The organism is Bradyrhizobium sacchari (assembly GCF_002068095.1).
Lineage (GTDB): Bacteria > Pseudomonadota > Alphaproteobacteria > Rhizobiales > Xanthobacteraceae > Bradyrhizobium > Bradyrhizobium sacchari.
Genome location: NZ_LWIG01000014.1, coordinates 461,429 through 482,857 on the forward strand (window position 1 = coordinate 461,429; position 21,429 = coordinate 482,857).

Consider the following 21,429-nt stretch of genomic DNA (forward strand, 5'->3'; position numbering starts at 1 on the left):
AACCGACGACAATCAGGCAAACTTCTTCTGGACTTCTGCCGACACGTTGGCCGGCGCTTCTGCGTAGTGATCGAACTGCATGGTGAAGGTCGCGCGTCCCTGACTCATCGAGCGCAGGTTGTTCACGTAACCGAACATGTTCATGAGCGGCACCATCGCGTTGATGACGTTGGCGTTGCCGCGCATGTCCTGACCCTGGATCTGACCGCGCCGGGAATTCAGGTCGCCAATGACCGAGCCGGTGTAGTCTTCCGGGGTCACGACTTCGACCTTCATGATCGGCTCGAGCAGCACGGACTTGCCCATCTGCAGCGCTTCGCGGAAGCAGGCGCGCGAAGCGATTTCGAAGGCCAGCGCCGACGAGTCGACGTCGTGATACTTGCCGTCGACGAGCTGCACCTTGACGTCGACCACGGGGAAGCCCGCGACCACGCCCGACGACAGCACGCTCTCCAGGCCCTTCTCGACGCCGGGGATGTATTCCTTCGGCACCGCACCGCCGACGATCTTCGATTCGAACTCGTAACCCTTGCCGGGCTCGTTCGGCTCGACGATGAACGACACGGCCGCGAACTGGCCGGTACCGCCGGTCTGCTTCTTGTGGGTGTAGCTGTGCTCGACCCGCTTGGTGACGCGCTCACGGAACGCAACCTGCGGCGCGCCGATGTTGGCATCGACCTTGTAGGTGCGCTTGAGGATGTCGACCTTGATGTCGAGATGGAGTTCGCCCATGCCCTTGAGGATGGTCTGGCCGGACTCGTGGTCGGTCGACACGCGGAAGGACGGATCCTCCGCGGCGAGCTTGGCCAGCGCCACGCCCAGCTTCTCCTGGTCGGCCTTGGACTTCGGCTCGATCGCGATCTCGATGACCGGCTCGGGGAATTCCATCTTCTCCAGGATCACCTGCTTGTCGGGATCGCACAGCGTGTCACCGGTGCGCGCTTCCTTCAGGCCGGCCAGCGCGACGATGTCGCCGGCATAGGCTTCCTTGATGTCCTCGCGGTTGTTCGCATGCATCAGCAGCATGCGCCCGATGCGCTCCTTCTTCTCACGGGTCGAGTTCACGACGCCGGTGCCGCTCTGCAGAATACCGGAATAGATGCGGCAGAAAGTGATGGTGCCGACGAACGGGTCGTCCATGATCTTGAACGCGAGCAGCGCCAGCGGCTCCTTGTCGTCCGCCTTGCGCACGACTTCGTTGCCCTTGTCGTCGGTGCCCTTGATCGCGGGCACATCGAGCGGCGACGGCAGATAGTCGACGACGGCGTCGAGCAGCGGCTGCACGCCCTTGTTCTTGAAGGCCGAACCGCACAGCACGGGATAGAACGCACCGGTCAGCACTGCCTTGCGGATCAGACGCTTCAGTGTCGCCTCGTCGGGCTCCTTGCCGTCGAGATAGGCAGCCATGGCATCGTCGTCGAGCTCGACGGCGGCTTCCACCATCTTCTCGCGGTATTCCTTGGCCTGGTCGACGAGGTCTTCCGGAATGTCGACATAATCGAACTTCGCGCCGAGCGACTCATCGTTCCAGATGACGCCCTTCATCTTCACGAGGTCGACGAGACCCTTGAAGTTGTTCTCGGCACCGATCGGAAGCTGGATCGCGACGGGCTTGGCGCCCAGACGATCGACGATGTCCGACAGACACTTGAAGAAGTCGGCACCGATCTTGTCCATCTTGTTGGCGAAGACGATGCGCGGAACCTTGTACTTGTCGCCCTGGCGCCAGACGGTCTCGGTCTGGGGCTCGACGCCCTGGTTGGAGTCGAGCACGCAGACGGCACCGTCGAGCACGCGCAGCGAACGCTCGACTTCGATCGTGAAGTCGACGTGGCCGGGGGTGTCGATGATGTTCAGGCGCTTGCCCGCCCAAAAGGCGGTGGTCGCAGCCGAGGTGATCGTGATGCCACGCTCCTGCTCCTGCTCCATCCAGTCCATCGTCGCGGCACCTTCGTGCACTTCGCCGATCTTGTGGCTCTTGCCGGTGTAATAGAGGATGCGCTCGGTCGTCGTCGTCTTGCCGGCGTCGATATGCGCCATGATACCGAAGTTACGGTAGTCCTCGATGGCATGTTGGCGGGGCATGGGGTGTTCCTTGCGAGTCCGTTTGTTTCGCCGTTACCAGCGATAGTGCGAGAAGGCGCGGTTGGCTTCCGCCATACGGTGCACGTCTTCACGCTTCTTGACGGCGTTCCCCCGGTTGTTCGATGCGTCCAAGAGCTCCGCCGAGAGCCGCTCGGTCATCGTCTTCTCGTTGCGCTCGCGCGCAGCCGCGATCAGCCAGCGAATGCCGAGGGCCTGCCGACGGGTCGAGCGAACCTCGACCGGAACCTGGTAGGTCGCCCCGCCGACGCGGCGGGAGCGAACCTCGATCGTCGGCATGACGTTCTCGAGCGCCTGCTCGAACACGCCGAGCGGGTTCTGCTTGGTCTTGGATTCGATGATGCCGAACGCGCCGTAGACGATACCTTCGGCGACCGACTTCTTGCCGGCGTACATCACCGAGTTCATGAACTTCGTGACGATGATGTTCCCGAACTTCGGATCCGGGAGAACTTCGCGCTTTTCCGCAGAGTGGCGACGAGACATAGGCTTGGTTCCCGCTTACTTCGGACGCTTGGCGCCGTACTTCGAACGACGCTGCTTACGGTTCTTGACGCCCTGGGTATCCAGAACGCCGCGGAGGATGTGGTAGCGCACGCCGGGCAAGTCCTTGACGCGGCCGCCGCGGATCATGACCACCGAGTGCTCCTGGAGGTTATGACCCTCGCCGGGGATGTAGCCGATCACCTCGAAGCCGTTGGTCAGGCGCACCTTGGCGACCTTACGAAGCGCCGAGTTCGGCTTCTTCGGGGTCGTGGTGTAGACGCGGGTGCAAACACCACGCTTCTGAGGCGACTGCTGCAGCGCCGGCACCTTCTTGCGCGACTTCTGCACTTCCCGCGGTTGAGCGATCAGCTGGTTGATCGTCGGCATCCTGGCCTTACCCTTTGTTATCGCGGCTCCTTGCGGATCCGCTGTCTTACCGCGGCCCGTTGCCGGGACCGCAAATTCTGTTCGGGCCACCCGCCCAACGAGGCCGCCTCAAGCGGAACAATCCGCACAAAGCGAAATTGCGCCAACCGCTCCATCACCGAGCGGAAAGCGTTACGACGCCACAGAGGACCGCAGTTTTCAGGCCAATCAGCGTTAAGCTGCGGCCCGCGCACCGAGGTCATGCATCCGAATTCGATCTCAAGAGAAAAATCTCAAGAGAACTAGAATCGCACTGGCATTGCCTAGCTATGATCGACAGCGTCTGAGCGGCATTCGTCGAGGTTGGTGCCTGCCGGACGATCCAAAAGGGATCGGGCAGGTAGTCCGTACCGACGTTGGCGATGCTCACCGCCTGTCGTTAAGTGAGGCGCTTTCTATAAGTGAGAATCGGTCAAGTCAAGGTGAAACGACAGTCACAAAACGCTTCTCGCGCCTGCCGAAATCGACGTTTGCCGCCCTCCCCACGCCAACCCCATATGGGAACTCCGAGCCTGTTCCGCTACCTCAACACACTATTTACATCCGGGTAAAATATACTTTTATAACCCTTGCTAAGGCTTTTTTTCCTGTTGAGGCGTCAATCTGCCGCCTTCGGCAGAGATTTGCGCCATGCGGTACACCGACATTGCCATTATCGGCGGAGGATTGTCCGGCTCGACTGCTGCCGCGATGCTCGGCCGCGCCGGCATTTCGGCGGTGCTGATCGATCCGCATGAGAGCTATCCGGCGGACTTTCGAGTCGAAAAACTCAGCGGCGAGGTACAGGTCGAGCGATTCCTGAAGACCGGAATCGCAGAATCGGTGCTGCGGCGCGCGACCTATTCCGGCGAGAACTGGATCGCCAGATTCGGCCGCCTGCTCGATAAGGCGCCGAGCCGGCAGTTCAACATCCTCTATGATTCCCTGGTCAACGCCATCCGCGACGAGATTCCTGCGAGCGTCGAGCGCATCTATGCCAAGGCTATCGCGGTCGAGACCAGCCCGGAGCGGCAGAGGCTCACGCTATCCAATGATGAGACCATCTCGGCGCGCCTGGTCGTGCTCGCCAACGGCCTCAATGTCGGCCTGCGCCACCAGCTCGGCATTGCGCGAAAAATCGTCAGCGCCTGCCATTCGATGTCGATCGGATTCGACGTGTTGCCGGCCGGGCGGAATGCGTTCGACTTCCCGGCCCTCACCTACTTTTCGGAGCGGCCGGGCGACCGCATCCCCTACATCACACTGTTTCCGATCGGCACGCGGATGCGGGCAAATCTGTTCGTCTACCGCGGATTCGACGATCCCTGGCTGCGCGAGCTGCGCCGCGTCCCGGCCGAGACGCTGCATGCCGCCCTACCCCGGCTCAAGCGCATCACCGGCCCCTTCGACATTCCCGGCGAAGTGAAGATTCGCCCAGTCGATCTCTATGTGAACGATGCGGGCAGCCAGCCGGGCCTCGTGCTGGTCGGCGATGCCTTCTCGACCTCCTGCCCGGCGGCCGGCACCGGCTGCGACAAGGTCTTCACGGACGTCGAGCGGCTCTGCAACGTCTACATCCCGCGATGGCTGGCCTCCGACGGGATGCATGCCGCCAAGGTCGCCGCGTTCTACGCCGATCCGGTCAAGCGGGCCTGCGACAAATGGTCGGCGGCGAAGGCGTTCGACTTCCGCTCAGTCTCGACTGCCACAAGCCCCTACTGGACGGCGCAGCGCTGGGCCCGCTTCATCGCCTGGTCGGTTCAGGGACTGTTGCGCCCGCTCGGAGGCGCCTTCGATCTGGAGCCGAACTTTCTCGGTCACTCCTCCTCGTCGTCCTCGTCCTCATCATCCTCGAGGTCGTCTTCATCCTCGTCGTCATCTTCGCTGTCGTCGTCGGCCTGAGCCACAGCGCCGTGCGGCTGGTGGATCTGATCGTTCCACAGCTTGCGGTAGGTGCCGTTCTTGGCGAGCAGCTCGGCGTGCGAGCCGCGCTCGATCGCCCTGCCGCCTGAAATCACGATGATCTCGTCCATCTCGACCACCGAAGTCAGGCGGTGGGTCGACCAGATCATTGTACGGCCTTTGGCGACCTTCAGCAGCGTACGGTTGATCGCAGCTTCCGTGGTCTGGTCGAGCGCCGACGTCGCCTCATCCAGCAGCAGCACCGACGGATTGCGGATGATCGCGCGCGCGATCGCGATGCGCTGGCGCTGACCGCCCGAGAGCGTATCGCCGCGTTCGCCGACCGGCGTGTCGTAGCGCTGCGGCAGGCTCATGATGTAGCGGTGGATCTCGGCCTTCTTGGCGGCGTCTTCCACCTCCGCGTCGGTCGCGCCCTCCTTGCCGAGCCGGATGTTCTCGCGGATCGACATGTTGAACAGCATGTTCTCCTGGAACACGACGGCCATGCTCCGGCGCAGCGAGTCCAGCGTCACCTTGCGGACATCGACGCCGTCGATGGTGACACGTCCCTCGTCGGGCACGTACAGCCGCAAGATCAGATTGAGCAGCGTGCTCTTGCCGGAGCCCGAGGGCCCGACGATGGCGATGCTCTTACCGGCGTTCAGCTTGAGGCTGAGATTGTCCAGCACCGGAGCCTGGCTGCCCCCGTACTGGAACGTCACGCGGTCGAAGGTGATGTCGTGGGTGATGCGCGGCAGGTCGGGCGCGCCGGGGCGGTCGGCGCCGCGGGTCGGCTCGTCGAGTAGTTCCTGGATGTGCCGGATCGCCGCGGCCGAGGAGATCGACACCGGAATGAAATGCATCACATGGGCGATGTTGTAGGAGACCTCCCAGAACGCGCTCTCGAAGGTGACGAACGTGCCGATGGTGATCTGGCCCTTGGTCGCCAGATACGCGCCGATCGCGAGAACCACGAGGTGCAGCAACAGGACCGAGATGGTGACCGTCCGTTCCACCATGGTCGACAGGAACGCGGCCGAGGCGATCCTGTTGCGCGTCTCGTCATTGCGGAAGGAGAAGAAGCCGAACATCCTGCGTTGCAGGCTGAACGCCTTGATCACGGCCTGGGCGCCGATGTTCTCCTGCACCATGCCGAGCAGCGCGGCTTCGTTCTGCTTCTGCTCGTAATTGGCCTGCACCGCCTTCGGGGTGAGGATGCGCGGGCCGATCAGCGTGATCGGGAACACCAGCAGCGCGACCACCGCGAGCTGCCAGTTCAGGAACACCATCAGGATGATGCCGGCGACCAATTCCAGGAATGGCAGCGCGGCGCTGTTGGCGAAGGACTTCACCGAGCCTTCGAAGGCCGAGAGGTCGACCGAGAAACGCGACAGGATCTCGCCGCGCTTGGTGCGGCCGAAATAGGCCGCCGGCAGGTCCTGGACATGCTCAAACAGACGCTTGCGCACGTCGGAGATGATGCAGGCCGCCAGCCGCGCGTCCCAGCGCTCGTACCAGACCGCGACGATCGAGGTGAAGATGCCGGCGGCCGCGAGCACGCCGAGGATCTTGTACAGCGCCTGGAAATCCTCCTCGCCGAGCGCGTCGTCGATCAGGTACTTCAGGCTGAGCGGCATGATGACGTTGAACAGCGTCTCGACGACGACGCCGAAGGCCACGAACGACAGCATCCGCTTGTAGTTGGTCAGATAGGGCTTGACGAAACCCAGGATGGTCGCGAGCGCGCCGGCAGCCTCGCGCGCGGTAAAGACGACGAGGTCCTCGTCCTCATCGTCGTCGTCGAGCTCGTCATCCGCCTCGTCTTCGTCGTCCTCGTCGTCTTCGAGGTCGGGCTTGGCGGCGGAGGCGAGCTTGTCGTCGAGCTCGGCCGCCTCTTCAGCGGCGAGCTTCTGTTTGTCGGGCAAAAAAGGCTTGGACGCCATGATACCAACCGATGCTGACGGCCGGCATGACCGCAGAGAAAGCAGGAGATAGCGGACAGCCGCTATCTCACCGATTCTATGCGATCACGATGAATTCGGCAAAACAATTGGCGAATTCACCCGATCTTAAGGGTTAGTCGTCGTCCTCGACCTTGTCGAAGAACGAATAGCGCAAAGAGTCCGCGTCGGCGTACCACTGGCCCGGACCCTTGCCCGCGGCAAGCGTCGCCTCCCAGAGCGCATCGGTGCAGTCCTTGCGATGCATCGACAGATCGAATCCGTTGCCGAAGAACAGCTCGGACCATTCCCACCAGGTGCCGAGCTTCTTGACCCCGCGCAGGAGGTCGTAACGGTCGATCAGAGCCGGCGCCATGTCCGAGGTGACCGAGCCGAACACGAGGCCGGTCCTGACCACACGGTTGAGCTCGCGGATCGCGCGGACCACCTGCTTCGCCGAAACGTGGCAGAGGCTGGTCTCGAACACGAAGTCGAAGCTGCCGTCCTTGAACGGCGTGTCCGTGATCGACCCGAGCTTGTTGTACTTTTTCAGCGCCGTGGGAGTCTTGGCATGGATCGCACGGTTGCTCTCGATGCCCCAGGCATCGATGCCGCGCTCGCGCAGCGCGCCAACGAGTTCCCCGCTGGCCGATCCTGCGACCAGGAGCTTTGAGCCCTTGGCCTTGCCCCAGACGAGCCCGATCAGTTTCGTCAGATAGTCGGGATCGGTGAAGTGCCGCCACGCCTCGTGATAGGGACCGAGACCGCGATAGTTCTCGAAATAGTCGCGGTCGATCTTGTCAGAGAGCGGCTTGTCCTCCTGCGCGCGTTCGCGGCGCAGGCGCATCATCTCGGTCAGGATGATGTCGGTCGCCGCGTCCGAGGAGTCGAGCAAACCGTTCAGCGTCGAATCGAACAGATAGTCGCCGACCACGACGATTCCGGGATGTTCCTTCGGCTCCGGGCGGTGATTGGTCATGACGTCGCGCACAGGCAGACCGCCCGGCAGCGCATTCACTGACGACAGCCAGCGATGGATCTTGCCTTCCATGAAATGCGCGCGGGCATCGCCGAGCGAAGCCGGCAGCGATTTCAGCGCGGCGTCGATCAGTTCCTGATCAGAGAGATTGGCGAAGGCCAGCGCGTCGGAGCCGGGAATCAGCCAGTTCAGCACGCCATGCTTGCCGACGTCGTGGCGCGCGCCCTCGTTGTAGACGCAGCAGCCGCCGAAGGCTTCCGACATGAACCAGGCGCCGGGAATCTTCTCGCCCCAGAACGGCTCGTCGAACAGGATCGAGACGCGCAAATAGTGCGCCGGACGGTCGAAATACGAAACATGCTTGACCATCGACTTGCGCAGCTGCTCGCCTTCCCACCCCATGGTGGCAAGCCAGGAATGCGGCAGGCACACCAGCACGAGATCGAAGTCGCGCGTCTCCGGGCCCTTGCCATTCATCATCTTGAGCTGGTAGCGGCCCGTCGGCGCCTTGCCGACGGTGAGCACACGGTGATTGAGCTGGATGTCGGCGTTGACCTCCGACTGCAGGCACTCGATCAGCTGTTCGTTGCCGTTCTGGATGGAATAGAGCCCGATATAGCCCTCGACGTCCATCAGATAGTTCTTGAGCGCGTTGAGGCCGTTGGTGTTGTGGCTTTCGGTCGCGATGTCCGAGCGCGCCATCACCTTGAAGAAGCGCTTTGCGGTCTCGTCCTCGACCTCCTCGTCCAGCACCTGCTCGGCGGTCTTGTAGGCCCAGGGATTCTCGTTGTCGTGCGCGCCGACGCCTTCGTAATATTCGATCGGCGACATCACTTCGGTGCAGCGCTTGCGGAACGCCTCGATCGCGGCCGCGGTCTTGGCGCCGTATTTGCGGCGCATGCCCGGCACGTCGTTGAGCAGCTCGCCGCCGAACTGCACCTGCTCGGCGTCCATCGGAATCGTCTGCAGGCCGAAATGCTGGATCAGCTCGCGCAGCGGATCGGGTCCCGTCATCGAGTAGTCATAGATTTCGGCAACGCCGGCCTCGTACATTGCCGGCGCGGAATCGAATTTGCGCGTGACGATCTTGCCGCCGAGCCGGTCGGAGGCCTCGAAGATGGTGACGCGGCAGAGGTCGCCGAGCTTACGCTTCAGGTACCAGGCGCTCATCAGCCCGCCGGGGCCGCCGCCTACGATTGCAAGATCAAGCATGTCAGTTCCGTGGTCTCCGGCCCTGCCCCCGTCACGGGATCCACCGGTCTAAGCACCCCTAGCAGAAGCGCTTTTGCGCCTGAAGGAAAGATGAACAAAGGTTGATCCTGCATCGCAGCAAGCAAAGAAAGCAGCAAAAAGGCCGGCTTACGCCGGCCTTTTCAGTGTCCTCGGTATTGCTACGGATGAACGATCATTCCGCAGGCGGCAGCGCAGGAAGCTCCGCTTCCGGCGCGGGCGGCACGACGGATGCCTGCTTCTCGCGCTCGTCCAGGATCAGCTTGTCGCGCTTCATCGCGACTTCGCGGATCTTGGCCATGGAGGCGCCGGTGCCTGCCGGGATCAGCCGGCCGACGATGACGTTCTCCTTGAGGCCTTCGAGCGGATCGATCTTGCCGTTGACCGCGGCCTCGGTGAGGACGCGGGTGGTCTCCTGGAACGAAGCCGCCGAGAAGAACGAGCGGGTCTGCAGGCTCGCTTTGGTGATGCCGAGCAGAACCGGCGTTCCCGTGGCGGGCTTCTTGCCCTCTTCCTTCGCCTTCTCGTTCAGCGCGTCGAACTCGATCTTGTCGACCTGCTCGCCGGAGATCATGTCCGTGTCGCCCTGGTCGGTGACTTCCACCTTCTGGAGCATCTGACGGACAATCACCTCGATGTGCTTGTCGTTGATGAGCACGCCCTGGAGCCGGTAGACCTCCTGGATTTCGTTGACCAGGTAGGCCGCGAGCTCCTCGATGCCCTTGACCGCAAGGATGTCGTGCGGCGCCGGGTTGCCTTCCACGATGAAGTCGCCCTTTTCGACGACGTCGCCGTCCTGAAGGTGGATGTGCTTGCCCTTCGGGATCAGGTACTCGCGCGGCTCCTCGGTCTTGTCCATCGGCTCGATCGAGATGCGACGCTTGTTCTTGTAGTCGCGCCCGAACCGGATGGTGCCTGCGATTTCGGCGATGATCGCCGCATCCTTCGGACGCCGGGCCTCGAACAGCTCCGCCACCCGCGGCAGACCGCCGGTGATGTCACGCGTCTTGGCGCTTTCGGTCGAGACACGGGCGAGGATGTCACCCGGGTTGACCTTGGCTCCGACGTCGACCGAGAGAATGGCGTCGACCGACAGCATGTAGCGCGCATCGCCGCCACGGGGCAGCTTGAGCACCTTGCCGTCCTTGCCCTTGACCACGATGGCCGGACGCAGATCCGAACCGCCGCGGGTCGAGCGCCAGTCGATGACCACGCGCTTGGCGATACCGGTGGCCTCGTCGAGCGTTTCCGAGATCGACTGCCCCTCGACCAGATCCTCGAAGCCGATCGTACCTTCGACTTCGGTGAGGAGCGGACGGGTGTAGGGATCCCACTCGACGACGCGCTGGCCGCGCTTGACCATGTCGCCTTCGTCGACGTGCAGGCGCGAGCCGTACTGGACGCGGTGCGTCGCACGCTCGGTGCCGTCGGCATCGACGATCGCCACCACCATGTTGCGCACCATCGCGATCAGGTGACCTTCGCTGTTGCGGGCGATGGCCTTGTTCCGGATCACGATCTTGCCGTCGAAGTTGGCTTCGACGAACGACTGCTCGTTGAGCTGCGCCGCACCACCGATGTGGAAGGTGCGCATGGTGAGCTGGGTGCCCGGCTCGCCGATCGACTGCGCCGCGATGACGCCGACCGCTTCGCCGTGGTTGACCGGCGTGCCGCGGGCGAGGTCGCGGCCGTAGCACTTGCCGCAGATGCCGTTGACGAGCTCGCAGGTCAGCGCCGACCGGATCTTCACCTCCTGCACACCACCCTGCTGGATGGCGTCCAGATGGCTCTCTTCCATCAGCGTGTCGCGCTTGATGATCACCTTGCCCGAGCTGTCACGCACGTCTTCGCAGGCCGTGCGTCCGAGGATGCGCGAGCCGAGCGAAGCGACCACGGTGCCGGCATCGACGATGGCGCGCATCTTGATGCCGAGCTTGGTGCCGCAGTCGGTCTGCGTGATGATGCAGTCCTGCGCGACGTCGACCAGACGACGGGTCAGGTAGCCGGAGTTCGCGGTCTTCAACGCGGTGTCCGCGAGACCCTTGCGGGCGCCGTGGGTCGAGTTGAAGTACTCGAGAACCGAGAGGCCTTCCTTGAAGTTCGAGATGATCGGCGTCTCGATGATCTCGCCCGACGGCTTGGCCATCAGGCCGCGCATGCCGGCGAGCTGACGCATCTGGGCCGGCGAACCGCGGGCACCGGAGTGGGCCATCATGTAGATCGAGTTGATGTCGGCATCGGCTCCGCTCGCCGTCTTCTTGGTGGCGGAGATCTCCTTCATCATCGCCTTGGCGATTTCTTCCGTGGCCTTCGACCAGGCGTCGACGACCTTGTTGTACTTCTCGCCATGGGTGATCAGACCGTCGTTGTACTGCTGCTCGAAATCCTTCGCCAGCGTACGGGTGGTGTCGACGATCTTCCACTTGCCGTGCGGCACGACCATGTCGTCCTTGCCGAACGAGATGCCGGCCTTGAACGCGTTGTAGAAGCCGAGCGCCATGATGCGGTCGCAGAAGATCACCGTCTCCTTCTGGCCGCAGTGGCGGTAGACCTGGTCGATGACGCCCGAGATCTCGCGCTTGGTCATCAGCTTGTTGATGATCTCGTACGAAATGCGCGGGTTCTTCGGCAGCAGGTTGCCGAGCATGACGCGACCGGCGGTGGTTTCGATCCAACGCTTGGAGACCTTGCCGGTCTCGTCCATGCCTTCCCACCGGTACTTGATCTTGGTGTGGAGGTGGATGACCTTCGCGTGCAGGGCGTGCTCGAGCTCGGCCATGTCGCCGAACACCTTGCCCTCGCCGGGCAGGCCTTCGCGCATGATCGAGACGTAGTAGAGACCGAGCACGATGTCCTGCGACGGCACGATGATCGGCTGGCCGTTCGCGGGATGCAGGATGTTGTTGGTCGACATCATCAGCACGCGCGCTTCCAGCTGCGCTTCGAGCGACAGCGGGACGTGCACGGCCATCTGGTCGCCGTCGAAGTCGGCGTTGAACGCCGAGCAGACCAGCGGGTGAAGCTGGATCGCCTTGCCCTCGATCAGCACGGGCTCGAACGCCTGGATGCCGAGGCGGTGCAGCGTCGGCGCGCGGTTGAGCAGCACGGGATGCTCGCGGATCACCTCGTCCAGGATGTCCCAGACCTCGGGCCGCTCCTTCTCGACCAGCTTCTTGGCCTGCTTCACCGTGGTGGACAGGCCCTTGGCGTCAAGCCGCGAATAGATGAACGGCTTGAACAGCTCGAGCGCCATCTTCTTCGGGAGGCCGCACTGATGCAGGCGCAGCTCGGGACCAACCACGATCACCGAACGGCCCGAATAGTCGACGCGCTTGCCGAGCAGGTTCTGGCGGAAGCGACCCTGCTTGCCCTTGAGCATGTCGGCGAGCGACTTCAGCGGGCGCTTGTTGGCGCCGGTGATGACGCGGCCGCGGCGGCCGTTGTCGAACAGCGCATCGACCGCTTCCTGAAGCATGCGCTTCTCGTTGCGGATGATGATGTCCGGCGCGCGCAGCTCCATCAGCCGCTTCAAGCGGTTGTTGCGGTTGATGACGCGGCGGTAGAGGTCGTTGAGGTCCGAGGTCGCGAAGCGGCCGCCGTCGAGCGGCACCAGCGGACGCAGGTCCGGCGGAATCACCGGGACCACGGTCATGATCATCCATTCCGGCTTGTTGCCGGAGTGGCGGAACGCTTCCACGATCTTCAGGCGCTTGGCGAGCTTCTTGTGCTTGATGTCGGAGTCGGTCTCCTGCATCTCGACGCGCAGCGAAGCCTCGAGCTTCTCGAGGTCCATGCCCTTGAGCAGCTCGCGGATCGCCTCGGCGCCGATCATGGCGGTGAAGCTGTCCTGGCCGTACTCGTCCTGCGCCTTCAGATACTCGTCCTCAGACAGCAGCTGACGGTCCTTGAGCGCGGTGAGGCCCGGCTCGAGCACGACGTAATATTCGAAGTAGAGGATCCGCTCGAGATCCTTCAGCGTCATGTCCAGCAGGAGGCCGATGCGCGAGGGCAGCGACTTCAGGAACCAGATGTGGGCGACGGGGGCTGCGAGCTCGATATGGCCCATGCGCTCACGCCGGACGCGCGACAGCGTGACCTCGACCGAGCACTTCTCGCAGATGATGCCCTTGTACTTCATGCGCTTGTACTTGCCGCACAAGCACTCATAGTCCTTGATCGGCCCGAAGATGCGGGCGCAGAACAGGCCATCGCGCTCGGGCTTGAAGGTACGGTAGTTGATGGTCTCCGGCTTCTTGATCTCGCCGTAGGACCAGGACAGAATCTTCTCTGGAGACGCGATCGAGATCCGGATCTGGTCGAAGACCTGAGCCGGCGTCGTCGGGTTGAAGAGATTCATAATTTCTTGGTTCATCGTCTTCTCCTCGCGTGCCGGTCGCCTCCGGCCGCAAATTCGAAAATCACTCGAGCACGGCGCCCTGCCCTCAAGGCCTCGGGAGGGGCGCCAATGCCCGGCCGCGAAGGCCGGGCATGAAAGGTCGAATTACTCGGCCGCCTCCGACGTCGGCGCCGGTCCCATCTTGGAATTGTGCAGGTCGACGTTGAGGCCGAGCGAGCGCATTTCCTTGACCAGCACGTTGAACGATTCCGGAATACCGGCCTCGAACGTGTCGTCGCCGCGCACGATCGCCTCGTACACCTTGGTGCGGCCGGCGACGTCGTCCGACTTCACCGTCAGCATCTCCTGGAGCGTGTACGCCGCGCCGTAAGCCTCGAGCGCCCACACCTCCATTTCGCCGAAGCGCTGGCCGCCGAACTGCGCCTTGCCGCCCAGCGGCTGCTGGGTGACGAGCGAGTACGGACCGATCGAACGCGCATGGATCTTGTCGTCGACGAGATGGTGCAGCTTGAGCATGTAGATGTAGCCCACCGTCACCTTGCGATCGAACGGATCGCCGGTGCGGCCGTCATAGACGGTCGACTGACCCGAAGCGTCGAGACCGGCAAGCTTCAGCATCTCCTCGATGTCGGCTTCCTTGGCACCGTCGAACACCGGCGTCGCGATCGGAACACCGCGGCTGAGGTTATGGCCGAGCTCGAGCAGCTCGTTGTCGTTGAGCGTCTTGATCGTCTCGTCCTCGCCGTAGACCTTCTTCAAGGTTTCCTTCAGCGGCTTGATGTCCTGCTTCGACAAATAGGCATCGACCGTCTGGCCGATACGCTTGCCGAGGCCGGCGCAGGCCCAGCCGAGATGGGTCTCGAGGATCTGTCCGACGTTCATGCGCGAGGGCACGCCCAGCGGATTGAGCACGATGTCGGCGTGCGTACCGTCTTCGAGGAACGGCATGTCCTCGATCGGCACGATCTTCGACACCACGCCCTTGTTGCCGTGGCGGCCGGCCATCTTGTCGCCGGGCTGGATCTTGCGCTTCACCGCGACGAAGACCTTGACCATCTTCATCACGCCGGGCGGCAATTCGTCGCCGCGCTGGAGCTTCTCGACCTTGTCGAGGAAGCGCTGCTCAAGCCCCTTCTTCGACTCGTCGTACTGCTTCCGCATGGCCTCGATCTCGGCCATCAGCTTGTCGTTCGGCGAAGCGAACAGCCACCACTGCGACTTCGGGTACTCCTCGAGCACCGCACGGGTGATCTTGGTGTCCTTTTTGAAGCCCTTCGGACCCGCAATGCCCTGCCGTCCTTCGAGCAGCTCGGCAAGACGGTTGTAGACGTTGCGGTCCAGGATCGCCTGTTCGTCGTCGCGGTCCTTGGCCAGACGCTCGATCTCTTCCCGCTCGATCGCCAGCGCACGCTCGTCCTTGTCGACGCCGTGACGGTTGAACACGCGCACTTCGACGATGGTGCCCTGCACGCCCGGAGGAACGCGCAGCGAGGTGTCGCGGACGTCGGAGGCCTTCTCGCCGAAGATGGCGCGCAGGAGCTTCTCTTCCGGCGTCATCGGGCTTTCGCCCTTCGGCGTGATCTTGCCGACCAGGATGTCGCCGGCGCGCACTTCCGCACCGATGTAGACGATGCCGGCTTCGTCGAGGTTCTTCAGCGCTTCTTCCGAGACGTTCGGAATGTCGCGGGTGATTTCCTCAGGTCCGAGCTTGGTGTCGCGGGCCATCACCTCGAACTCCTCGATGTGGATCGAGGTGAAGACGTCTTCCTTCACGATCCGCTCGGAGAGCAGGATCGAGTCTTCGAAGTTGTAGCCGTTCCACGGCATGAACGCGACGAGCACGTTGCGCCCCAGAGCGAGCTCGCCGAGATCCGTCGACGGACCGTCGGCGATGATGTCGCCCTTCTTGACGATGTCGCCGACCTTCACCAGCGGACGCTGGTTGATGCAGGTCGACTGGTTGGAGCGCTGGTACTTCATCAGGCGGTAGATATCGACGCCCGACTTGGTCGGATCGAGATCTTCCGTTGCGCGGATGACGACGCGGGTCGCGTCGATCTGGTCGATCACGCCCGAACGGCGCGCCGCGATCGCAGCCCCCGAGTCACGCGCAACCACGCCCTCCATGCCGGTACCGACGAACGGCGCCTCGGCGCGAACCAGCGGCACCGCCTGGCGCTGCATGTTCGAGCCCATCAGCGCGCGGTTGGCGTCGTCGTTCTCCAGGAACGGGATCAGCGCGGCGGCGACCGAGACGAGCTGCTTCGGCGACACGTCCATGTAGTCGACCTTGTCCGGCGTCAGCGGCACGACGTCGCGGGTACCGCTGGCACGGCAGACCACCAGGTCCTCGGTAAAGCGGCCCTTTGCGTCGATCGGCACGTTGGCCTGGGCGACGGAATAGCGGCCCTCTTCCATCGCCGAGAGGTACACGACCTCGTCGGTGACGCGACCGTCCTTGACCTTCCGGTACGGGGTCTCGACGAAGCCGTACTTGTTCACGCGCGCAAAGGTCGCGAGCGAGTTGATCAGGCCGATGTTCGGACCTTCTGGTGTCTCGATCGGGCAGATACGGCCGTAATGCGTCGGATGCACGTCGCGCACCTCGAAGCCGGCGCGCTCGCGGGTCAGACCGCCCGGTCCAAGTGCCGACAGGCGGCGCTTGTGGGTGATCTCCGACAGCGGATTGGTCTGGTCCATGAACTGCGAGAGCTGCGAGGAGCCGAAGAACTCGCGCACCGCGGCGGCCGCGGGCTTCGCGTTGATCAGGTCCTGCGGCATGACCGTGTCGATGTCGACCGAGGACATGCGCTCCTTGATCGCGCGCTCCATGCGGAGCAGGCCGATGCGGTACTGGTTCTCCATGAGCTCGCCGACCGAGCGCACGCGGCGGTTGCCGAGATGGTCGATGTCGTCGATCTCGCCCTTGCCGTCACGCAGCTCCACCAGCGTCTTGATGACGGAGAGGATGTCTTCCTTGCGCAGCGTGCGCTGGGTGTCGGGCGCATCGAGGTCGAGGCGCATGTTCATCTTGACGCGGCCGACCGCGGAGAGGTCGTAACGCTCGGCGTCGAAGAACAGCGACTGGAACATGGCCTGTGCCGATTCCAGCGTCGGCGGCTCGCCCGGACGCATCACGCGGTAGATGTCGAACAGCGCGTCCTCGCGCGTCATGTTCTTGTCGGCCGAGAGCGTGTTGCGGATGTAAGGGCCGACATTGACGTGGTCGATGTCGAGCAGCGGCAGCTCCTTGTAGCCCTGCTCGTTGAGCGCCTTCATCAGCTTGTCGGTGATTTCCTCGCCGGCTTCGGCGTGGATCTCACCGGTCTTCGGGTTGACGAGGTCCTCGGCGACGTAGTTGCCGACCAGCTCTTCGTCGGCCATGCGCAGCGCCTTGAGCCCCTTCTCCTGGAGCTGGCGGGCGGCACGGACGGTAAGCTTCTTGCCGGCCTCGAGCACGACCTTGCCGGTGTCGGCGTCGACCAGGTCGTTGACGGTCGAGTAGCCGCGGAAACGGTTGGCGTCGAACGGAACGCGCCAGCCCTCCTTGGTCCGCTTGTAGAGGATCTTCTTGTAGAACGTGGACAGGATCGCCTCGCCGTCGAGGCCGAGAGCGAACATCAGCGACGTCACCGGAATCTTGCGGCGACGGTCGATACGCGCATAGACGATGTCCTTGGCGTCGAACTCGATGTCGAGCCAGGAGCCGCGATACGGGATCACGCGGGCGGCGAACAGCAGCTTGCCCGACGAATGGGTCTTGCCCTTGTCGTGGTCGAAGAACACGCCGGGCGAACGGTGCATCTGCGAGACGATGACGCGCTCGGTGCCGTTCACGATGAAGGTGCCGTTCATCGTCATGAGCGGGATGTCGCCCATGTAGACGTCCTGCTCCTTGATGTCCTTGACCGACTTCGCGCCGGTTTCCTCGTCGATATCGAACACGATGAGGCGCAGCGTCACCTTGAGGGGGGCCGCGAAGGTCATGCCACGCTGGCGGCACTCGTCGACGTCGTACTTGGGCTGCTCGAACTCGTAGCGGACGAATTCCAGCATCGAAGTGCCCGAGAAGTCCGAGATCGGGAACACCGAGCGGAACACCGCCTGCAGACCCTCGTCGAGACGACCGCCCTGGGGCTCGTCGACCATCAGGAACTGGTCATAGGACGCCTTCTGAACCTCGATGAGGTTCGGCATCTCGGCGACTTCCTTGATGTGTCCGAAGAACTTGCGAACGCGTTTGCGACCGGTGAATGTCTGCTGCGCCATCGTGGCCTCTCATTTCGTCGCCCGCTCTGGGCGCGCCGTCCGGAACGCGGCTGCCACCGCTCCCCGGGTTGAATTTTTCGAACCCGTTTTGGGGGCCGGAAACTCAGGTTCAGGCGGGAATGTCCTGAATCTGTTCTTCAGACCTTCAAAACGCAAAACGACGCGCGGGGCGCTGGTGTGCGCGCCCGCCCGTCACAACGATCGTCTTCACGGACTGCAAAAGCCCGAAATAGCCTGCTCTCCCAACGGCTTACAGGGAAATCCGGCCTCCCTGACCACCGCGCTTTCGTGCTGCCGACCCGATATGGGGCGACAATAGTGCAGATTCGAGGGACAAACCCTCAAATCCCCACACTTTTTCGTGTTCGACCTGCGTCGGGACCTTCCGTCGCACGCCTTTTGCATCCGGTCCACCTCTCGAGGGAGACCAGGATCCCGGGCTGAGCTGGTGCTCGCCCGGGATCCCGCGCCAGCAAGCAGCGCTTACTTGAGCTCGACCTTGGCGCCAGCCTTCTCGATCTGGGCCTTGATCTTCTCGGCTTCTTCCTTGTTCACGCCTTCCTTCAGCGGCTTCGGAGCACCCTCGACGAGGTCCTTTGCTTCCTTGAGGCCGAGACCGGTGATGGCGCGGACTTCCTTGATGACCTCGATCTTCTTCTCGCCGGCAGAGGCGAGAACGACCGTGAACTCGGTCTTCTCTTCCGCCGGAGCGGCAGCGCCACCGCCAGCAGCCGGGCCGGCCACGGCGACGGCCGCGGCAGCGGAAACGCCCCACTTCTCTTCGAGGAGCTTCGCCAGTTCAGCGGCTTCGAGCACGGTGAGGCTCGAGAGGTCGTCAACGATCTTCTGCAAGTCAGCCATTGTTCAGTTTCCTTACGTGTAAGTCTGGTTCGGGTTTGAGTTTTGCGAAGGGCGTCAGGCCGCTTCGCCCTTTGAGGCATGAGCCTGGATGACGCGCGCGAGCTTGCCCGCGGGCGCGTTGGCGAGCTGGGCCAGCTTGGTCGCCGGGGCCACGATGAGGCCGACGATCTTGCCGCGCAGTTCGTCAAGCGACGGCAGCGAGGCAAGCGCCTTCACGCCGTCGACATTCAGGACGGTCTTGCCCATCGAGCCGCCGACGATGACGAACTTTTCGTTCGCCTTGGCGAATTCGATGGCGACCTTTGGCGCCGCTACCGGATCGTTCGAAGTGGCGATCACGGTCGGCCCCTTCAGCATGGGGCCGATGGCAACGACGTCAGTGCCTTCAAGAGCAATTTTGGCGAGACGGTTCTTCGAGACCTTCACCGCAGCACCCGCCTGCTTCATCTGCTGGCGCAGCTTCTGCATCTGGGCGACGGTGAGGCCGGAATATTGAGCAACGACCGCGACGCTCGTGGTCTTGAAGACCTCATTGAGCTGTTCGACCGCTTCCTTTTTTGCCGCTCGTTCCACAGCAAGCTCTCTCCGGTTGGCGGTCATCGCGAAAGCGGGACCGCCGGGTTGCACCCATCGTCCCGCCCAAACCTGAACCTCCGGGTCAAAAACCCTTCGGACACGCCGGGCAAGACGACAATTCAAAGCCTGCCCTCCGGGAGCCCAAAGGCCCACGGCGTGTCGAGGTCCGAACCAGACCCGTTTCGCGAAGCCAGCCCTTAAAGCTGGGTGCGAAGTGAAATCCGGTCTTCACCCGTCTATGCAGGCCGTGCGATTAAGCCGTTGAGAAATCGAAATTTCCCGCGGGCGCCTGCAGTCTTGGACAGGACAAGGTCAGCCGGCGAACCGCCCGACCTCTGCCCGCATCCCAGCCAACCGACGGGTTTTCCTTCCTTTTCCGGCAAATCCTTGCGGACGTCCTGAAAAGGAATGATCTCCTGTCGTGTCGGGTTTTCGGAATGCGTGCACGGACGCGCCAGCCGAGGCCGGCACGTCCGGAGGCGGTTCTTTAACCGCTCCGGGCCTGCTTGCCAAGAGCAAAATTCACACCAGTTCCAGTCCGTTGCCCGCCGGGCTTGAGATGGCTCAACAAGGACCGATTCAGGCCGATTTCACCGCGTAAGGCAGCGGCTTGCCTGCGAAGAACGCGGTCAGGTTCGCCAGCACGCAGTCCTGCATGGCGACGTGCGAGTCCAGGGTGTGGCCGCCGATATGGGGGGCGAACACCACGTTCGGAAACGCGGTCAGCGCGTCGGGCGCGTGCGGTTCCTTCTCGAAGACGTCGAGGCCGGCCCCGGCGATGGTCTTGTCGGTCAGGGCCGCGACCAGAGCTTTCTCGTCGATGACAGAGCCACGGGAGATGTTGACGACATAGCCGTCCGCGCCGAGTCGCTTCAGGATGTCGGCATTGACGACATGCTGGGTCTCTGCCCCCGCCCGCACCGCGATCATCAGCACGCTGCACCAGTCGGCCAGTGCCTCCAGCGACGGGAAATATTGATAGGGCAGATCGTATTGGGTGCGGCTGAAATAGCCGACCTCGCTCTCGAAGGCGGCGCAACGCGCCGCGATCTTGCGGCCGATCTCGCCCATGCCATAGACGCCGATGCGGCGTCCGGGCATGCCGGCCTGGGGACGCATCATCGGCGACTGCTTTGACGCGGCCCAATCGCCGCTGCGGACATATTGGTCGGCGACCAGGATCCGCCGCGTCGTTGCCAGCATCAGGGTCATCGCGATATCGGCAACGGAAGCCGCGTTGGCACCCGGGCTGTGGCCGACCGCGATGTTGCGCGCGGCCGCGGCCTTCAGGTCGACGCCGTCGTAGCCGGTGCCGTAGCAGACGACGGCGCCGAGCTTTGGAAACAGGTCCATCGCCTCCGCCCCCAGCGGGGAGCCGCCCGCGGTGAGCAGCGCACGGATGCCGCCGAGCTCGTCCGCCGGAAACACCTCGCGCGCGGGCTTGCCGCCGGTGTCGAGCAGCTCGAACGGCCCGGCGAAACGCGCCATCATCGTCTTGGGAAAGCGCGAGTAGATCAGGACCTTGTCAGCCATTGTTCTTGTTTCCGATAACCGCCGCCACAAACGACGAGGGGCGGAATCGGTTGCCCAATTCCGCCCCTCGCCTCATGCAATTTCCAGACTTAGCCGAGAATGGTGCCCGGCTCGACCTTCACGCCGGGGCCCATCGTCGAGGACACCGCAACACGCTGGATGTAAGTGCCCTTGGAACCGGCAGGCTTCGCCTTGGAGACGGCGTCCGCGAGAGCCTTGATGTTCTCGACCAGCTTCTCCTCGGAGAACGAGGCCTTGCCGACGCCGGCCTGCAGGATGCCGGCCTTCTCGACGCGGAACTCGACCGAGCCGCCCTTGGCACCCTTCACCGCGCCGGTGACGTCCATGGTCACGGTGCCGATCTTCGGGTTCGGCATCAGGCCGCGCGGGCCGAGCACCTTACCGAGGCGGCCGACCAGCGGCATCATGTCGGGGGTGGCGATGCAGCGGTCGAAATCGATCGTGCCGTTCTGGACCTTCTCGACCAGGTCTTCGGCGCCGACGACGTCGGCACCGGCAGCCTTGGCCTCATCGGCCTTGGCGCCGCGGGCGAACACGCCGACGCGCAGCGTACGGCCGGTGCCGTTCGGCAGGGTCACGACGCCACGGACCATCTGGTCCGCGTGACGCGGATCGACGCCGAGATTGATCGCGACCTCGATGGTCTCATCGAACTTCGCTTTCGCGCGCTCCTTGACCATCTTGATGGCGTCCGCGAGCGGGTAAAGCTTTTCGCGGTCAATGCCTTCGCGGGCTTTGTTCAAACGCTTTCCGATTGCCATGGCCGC

At 63.4% G+C, this 21,429-nt stretch carries 12 protein-coding genes; 1 reads left to right on the forward strand and 11 read right to left on the reverse strand.

Annotation, left to right across the window (positions count from 1 at the left end; genetic code table 11):
• Window positions 1-12: 12 nt before the first annotated feature.
• The 3 genes from fusA to rpsL are packed head-to-tail and all read right to left on the reverse strand — an operon-like array spanning window position 13 to window position 2,976.
• Complete coding sequence (gene fusA, locus A5906_RS21185; protein ID WP_080137240.1) at window positions 13-2,085, reverse strand: elongation factor G; 2,073 nt, start codon at window positions 2,083-2,085, stop codon at window positions 13-15.
• A gap of 33 nt (window positions 2,086-2,118) precedes the next feature.
• A complete protein-coding gene (gene rpsG, locus A5906_RS21190; RefSeq protein WP_018647239.1) occupies window positions 2,119-2,589 on the reverse strand; it encodes a 30S ribosomal protein S7 in 471 nt (156 codons plus the stop codon).
• Between the two features lie 15 nt (window positions 2,590-2,604).
• Window positions 2,605-2,976, reverse strand: coding sequence for a 30S ribosomal protein S12 (gene rpsL / locus A5906_RS21195; RefSeq protein ID WP_007603006.1), 372 nt, complete (start codon window positions 2,974-2,976; stop codon window positions 2,605-2,607).
• A gap of 669 nt (window positions 2,977-3,645) precedes the next feature.
• Here rpsL and A5906_RS21200 point away from each other — a divergent pair.
• The gene (locus A5906_RS21200) at window positions 3,646-4,896 is read left to right on the forward strand and encodes an FAD-dependent oxidoreductase (RefSeq protein WP_080137241.1); all 1,251 of its coding nucleotides are present in this window, start codon (window positions 3,646-3,648) and stop codon (window positions 4,894-4,896) included.
• Here A5906_RS21200 and A5906_RS21205 read toward each other — a convergent pair.
• From A5906_RS21205 to rplA, 8 genes are all read right to left on the reverse strand, one after another.
• Window positions 4,812-6,839, reverse strand: coding sequence for an ABC transporter ATP-binding protein (locus A5906_RS21205; RefSeq protein WP_080137242.1), 2,028 nt, complete (start codon window positions 6,837-6,839; stop codon window positions 4,812-4,814). The genes A5906_RS21200 and A5906_RS21205 overlap by 85 nt on opposite strands.
• A gap of 133 nt (window positions 6,840-6,972) precedes the next feature.
• Window positions 6,973-9,027, reverse strand: coding sequence for an FAD-dependent oxidoreductase (locus A5906_RS21210; RefSeq protein WP_080137243.1), 2,055 nt, complete (start codon window positions 9,025-9,027; stop codon window positions 6,973-6,975).
• 193 nt (window positions 9,028-9,220) lie between these two features.
• Window positions 9,221-13,417, reverse strand: a complete 4,197-nt coding sequence (gene rpoC / locus A5906_RS21215) for a DNA-directed RNA polymerase subunit beta' (RefSeq protein WP_080137244.1) — start codon at window positions 13,415-13,417, stop codon at window positions 9,221-9,223.
• A gap of 129 nt (window positions 13,418-13,546) precedes the next feature.
• Window positions 13,547-17,671 carry a DNA-directed RNA polymerase subunit beta gene (gene rpoB / locus A5906_RS21220; RefSeq protein WP_080137245.1) on the reverse strand — a complete coding sequence of 1,375 codons (4,125 nt, stop codon included), beginning with the start codon at window positions 17,669-17,671 and terminating at the stop codon, window positions 13,547-13,549.
• Between the two features lie 483 nt (window positions 17,672-18,154).
• Window positions 18,155-18,532, reverse strand: a complete 378-nt coding sequence (rplL, locus tag A5906_RS21225) for a 50S ribosomal protein L7/L12 (RefSeq protein WP_080137246.1) — start codon at window positions 18,530-18,532, stop codon at window positions 18,155-18,157.
• Window positions 18,533-18,586: 54 nt separating this feature from the next.
• Window positions 18,587-19,105 carry a 50S ribosomal protein L10 gene (rplJ, locus tag A5906_RS21230; RefSeq protein WP_025037001.1) on the reverse strand — a complete coding sequence of 173 codons (519 nt, stop codon included), beginning with the start codon at window positions 19,103-19,105 and terminating at the stop codon, window positions 18,587-18,589.
• A 582-nt stretch (window positions 19,106-19,687) separates the two neighbouring features.
• A complete protein-coding gene (locus A5906_RS21235) occupies window positions 19,688-20,641 on the reverse strand; it encodes a 2-hydroxyacid dehydrogenase (protein ID WP_080137247.1) in 954 nt (317 codons plus the stop codon).
• 89 nt (window positions 20,642-20,730) lie between these two features.
• Window positions 20,731-21,423, reverse strand: coding sequence for a 50S ribosomal protein L1 (rplA, locus tag A5906_RS21240; protein WP_025037003.1), 693 nt, complete (start codon window positions 21,421-21,423; stop codon window positions 20,731-20,733).
• Window positions 21,424-21,429: the final 6 nt, after the last annotated feature.

What these genes read in the sequence shown, in the direction of transcription:
- rpsL (WP_007603006.1), bottom strand. Translation starts at nt 2,976, where the DNA reads ATGCCGACGATCAACCAGCTGATCGCTCAACCGCGGGAAGTGCAGAAG.
- fusA (WP_080137240.1), bottom strand. Translation starts at nt 2,085, where the DNA reads ATGCCCCGCCAACATGCCATCGAGGACTACCGTAACTTCGGTATCATG.
- A5906_RS21210 (WP_080137243.1), bottom strand. Translation starts at nt 9,027, where the DNA reads ATGCTTGATCTTGCAATCGTAGGCGGCGGCCCCGGCGGGCTGATGAGC.
- rplA (WP_025037003.1), bottom strand. Translation starts at nt 21,423, where the DNA reads ATGGCAATCGGAAAGCGTTTGAACAAAGCCCGCGAAGGCATTGACCGC.
- A5906_RS21235 (WP_080137247.1), bottom strand. Translation starts at nt 20,641, where the DNA reads ATGGCTGACAAGGTCCTGATCTACTCGCGCTTTCCCAAGACGATGATG.
- rpoC (WP_080137244.1), bottom strand. Translation starts at nt 13,417, where the DNA reads ATGAACCAAGAAATTATGAATCTCTTCAACCCGACGACGCCGGCTCAG.
- rpoB (WP_080137245.1), bottom strand. Translation starts at nt 17,671, where the DNA reads ATGGCGCAGCAGACATTCACCGGTCGCAAACGCGTTCGCAAGTTCTTC.
- rplL (WP_080137246.1), bottom strand. Translation starts at nt 18,532, where the DNA reads ATGGCTGACTTGCAGAAGATCGTTGACGACCTCTCGAGCCTCACCGTG.
- A5906_RS21205 (WP_080137242.1), bottom strand. Translation starts at nt 6,839, where the DNA reads ATGGCGTCCAAGCCTTTTTTGCCCGACAAACAGAAGCTCGCCGCTGAA.
- rpsG (WP_018647239.1), bottom strand. Translation starts at nt 2,589, where the DNA reads ATGTCTCGTCGCCACTCTGCGGAAAAGCGCGAAGTTCTCCCGGATCCG.
- A5906_RS21200 (WP_080137241.1), top strand. Translation starts at nt 3,646, where the DNA reads ATGCGGTACACCGACATTGCCATTATCGGCGGAGGATTGTCCGGCTCG.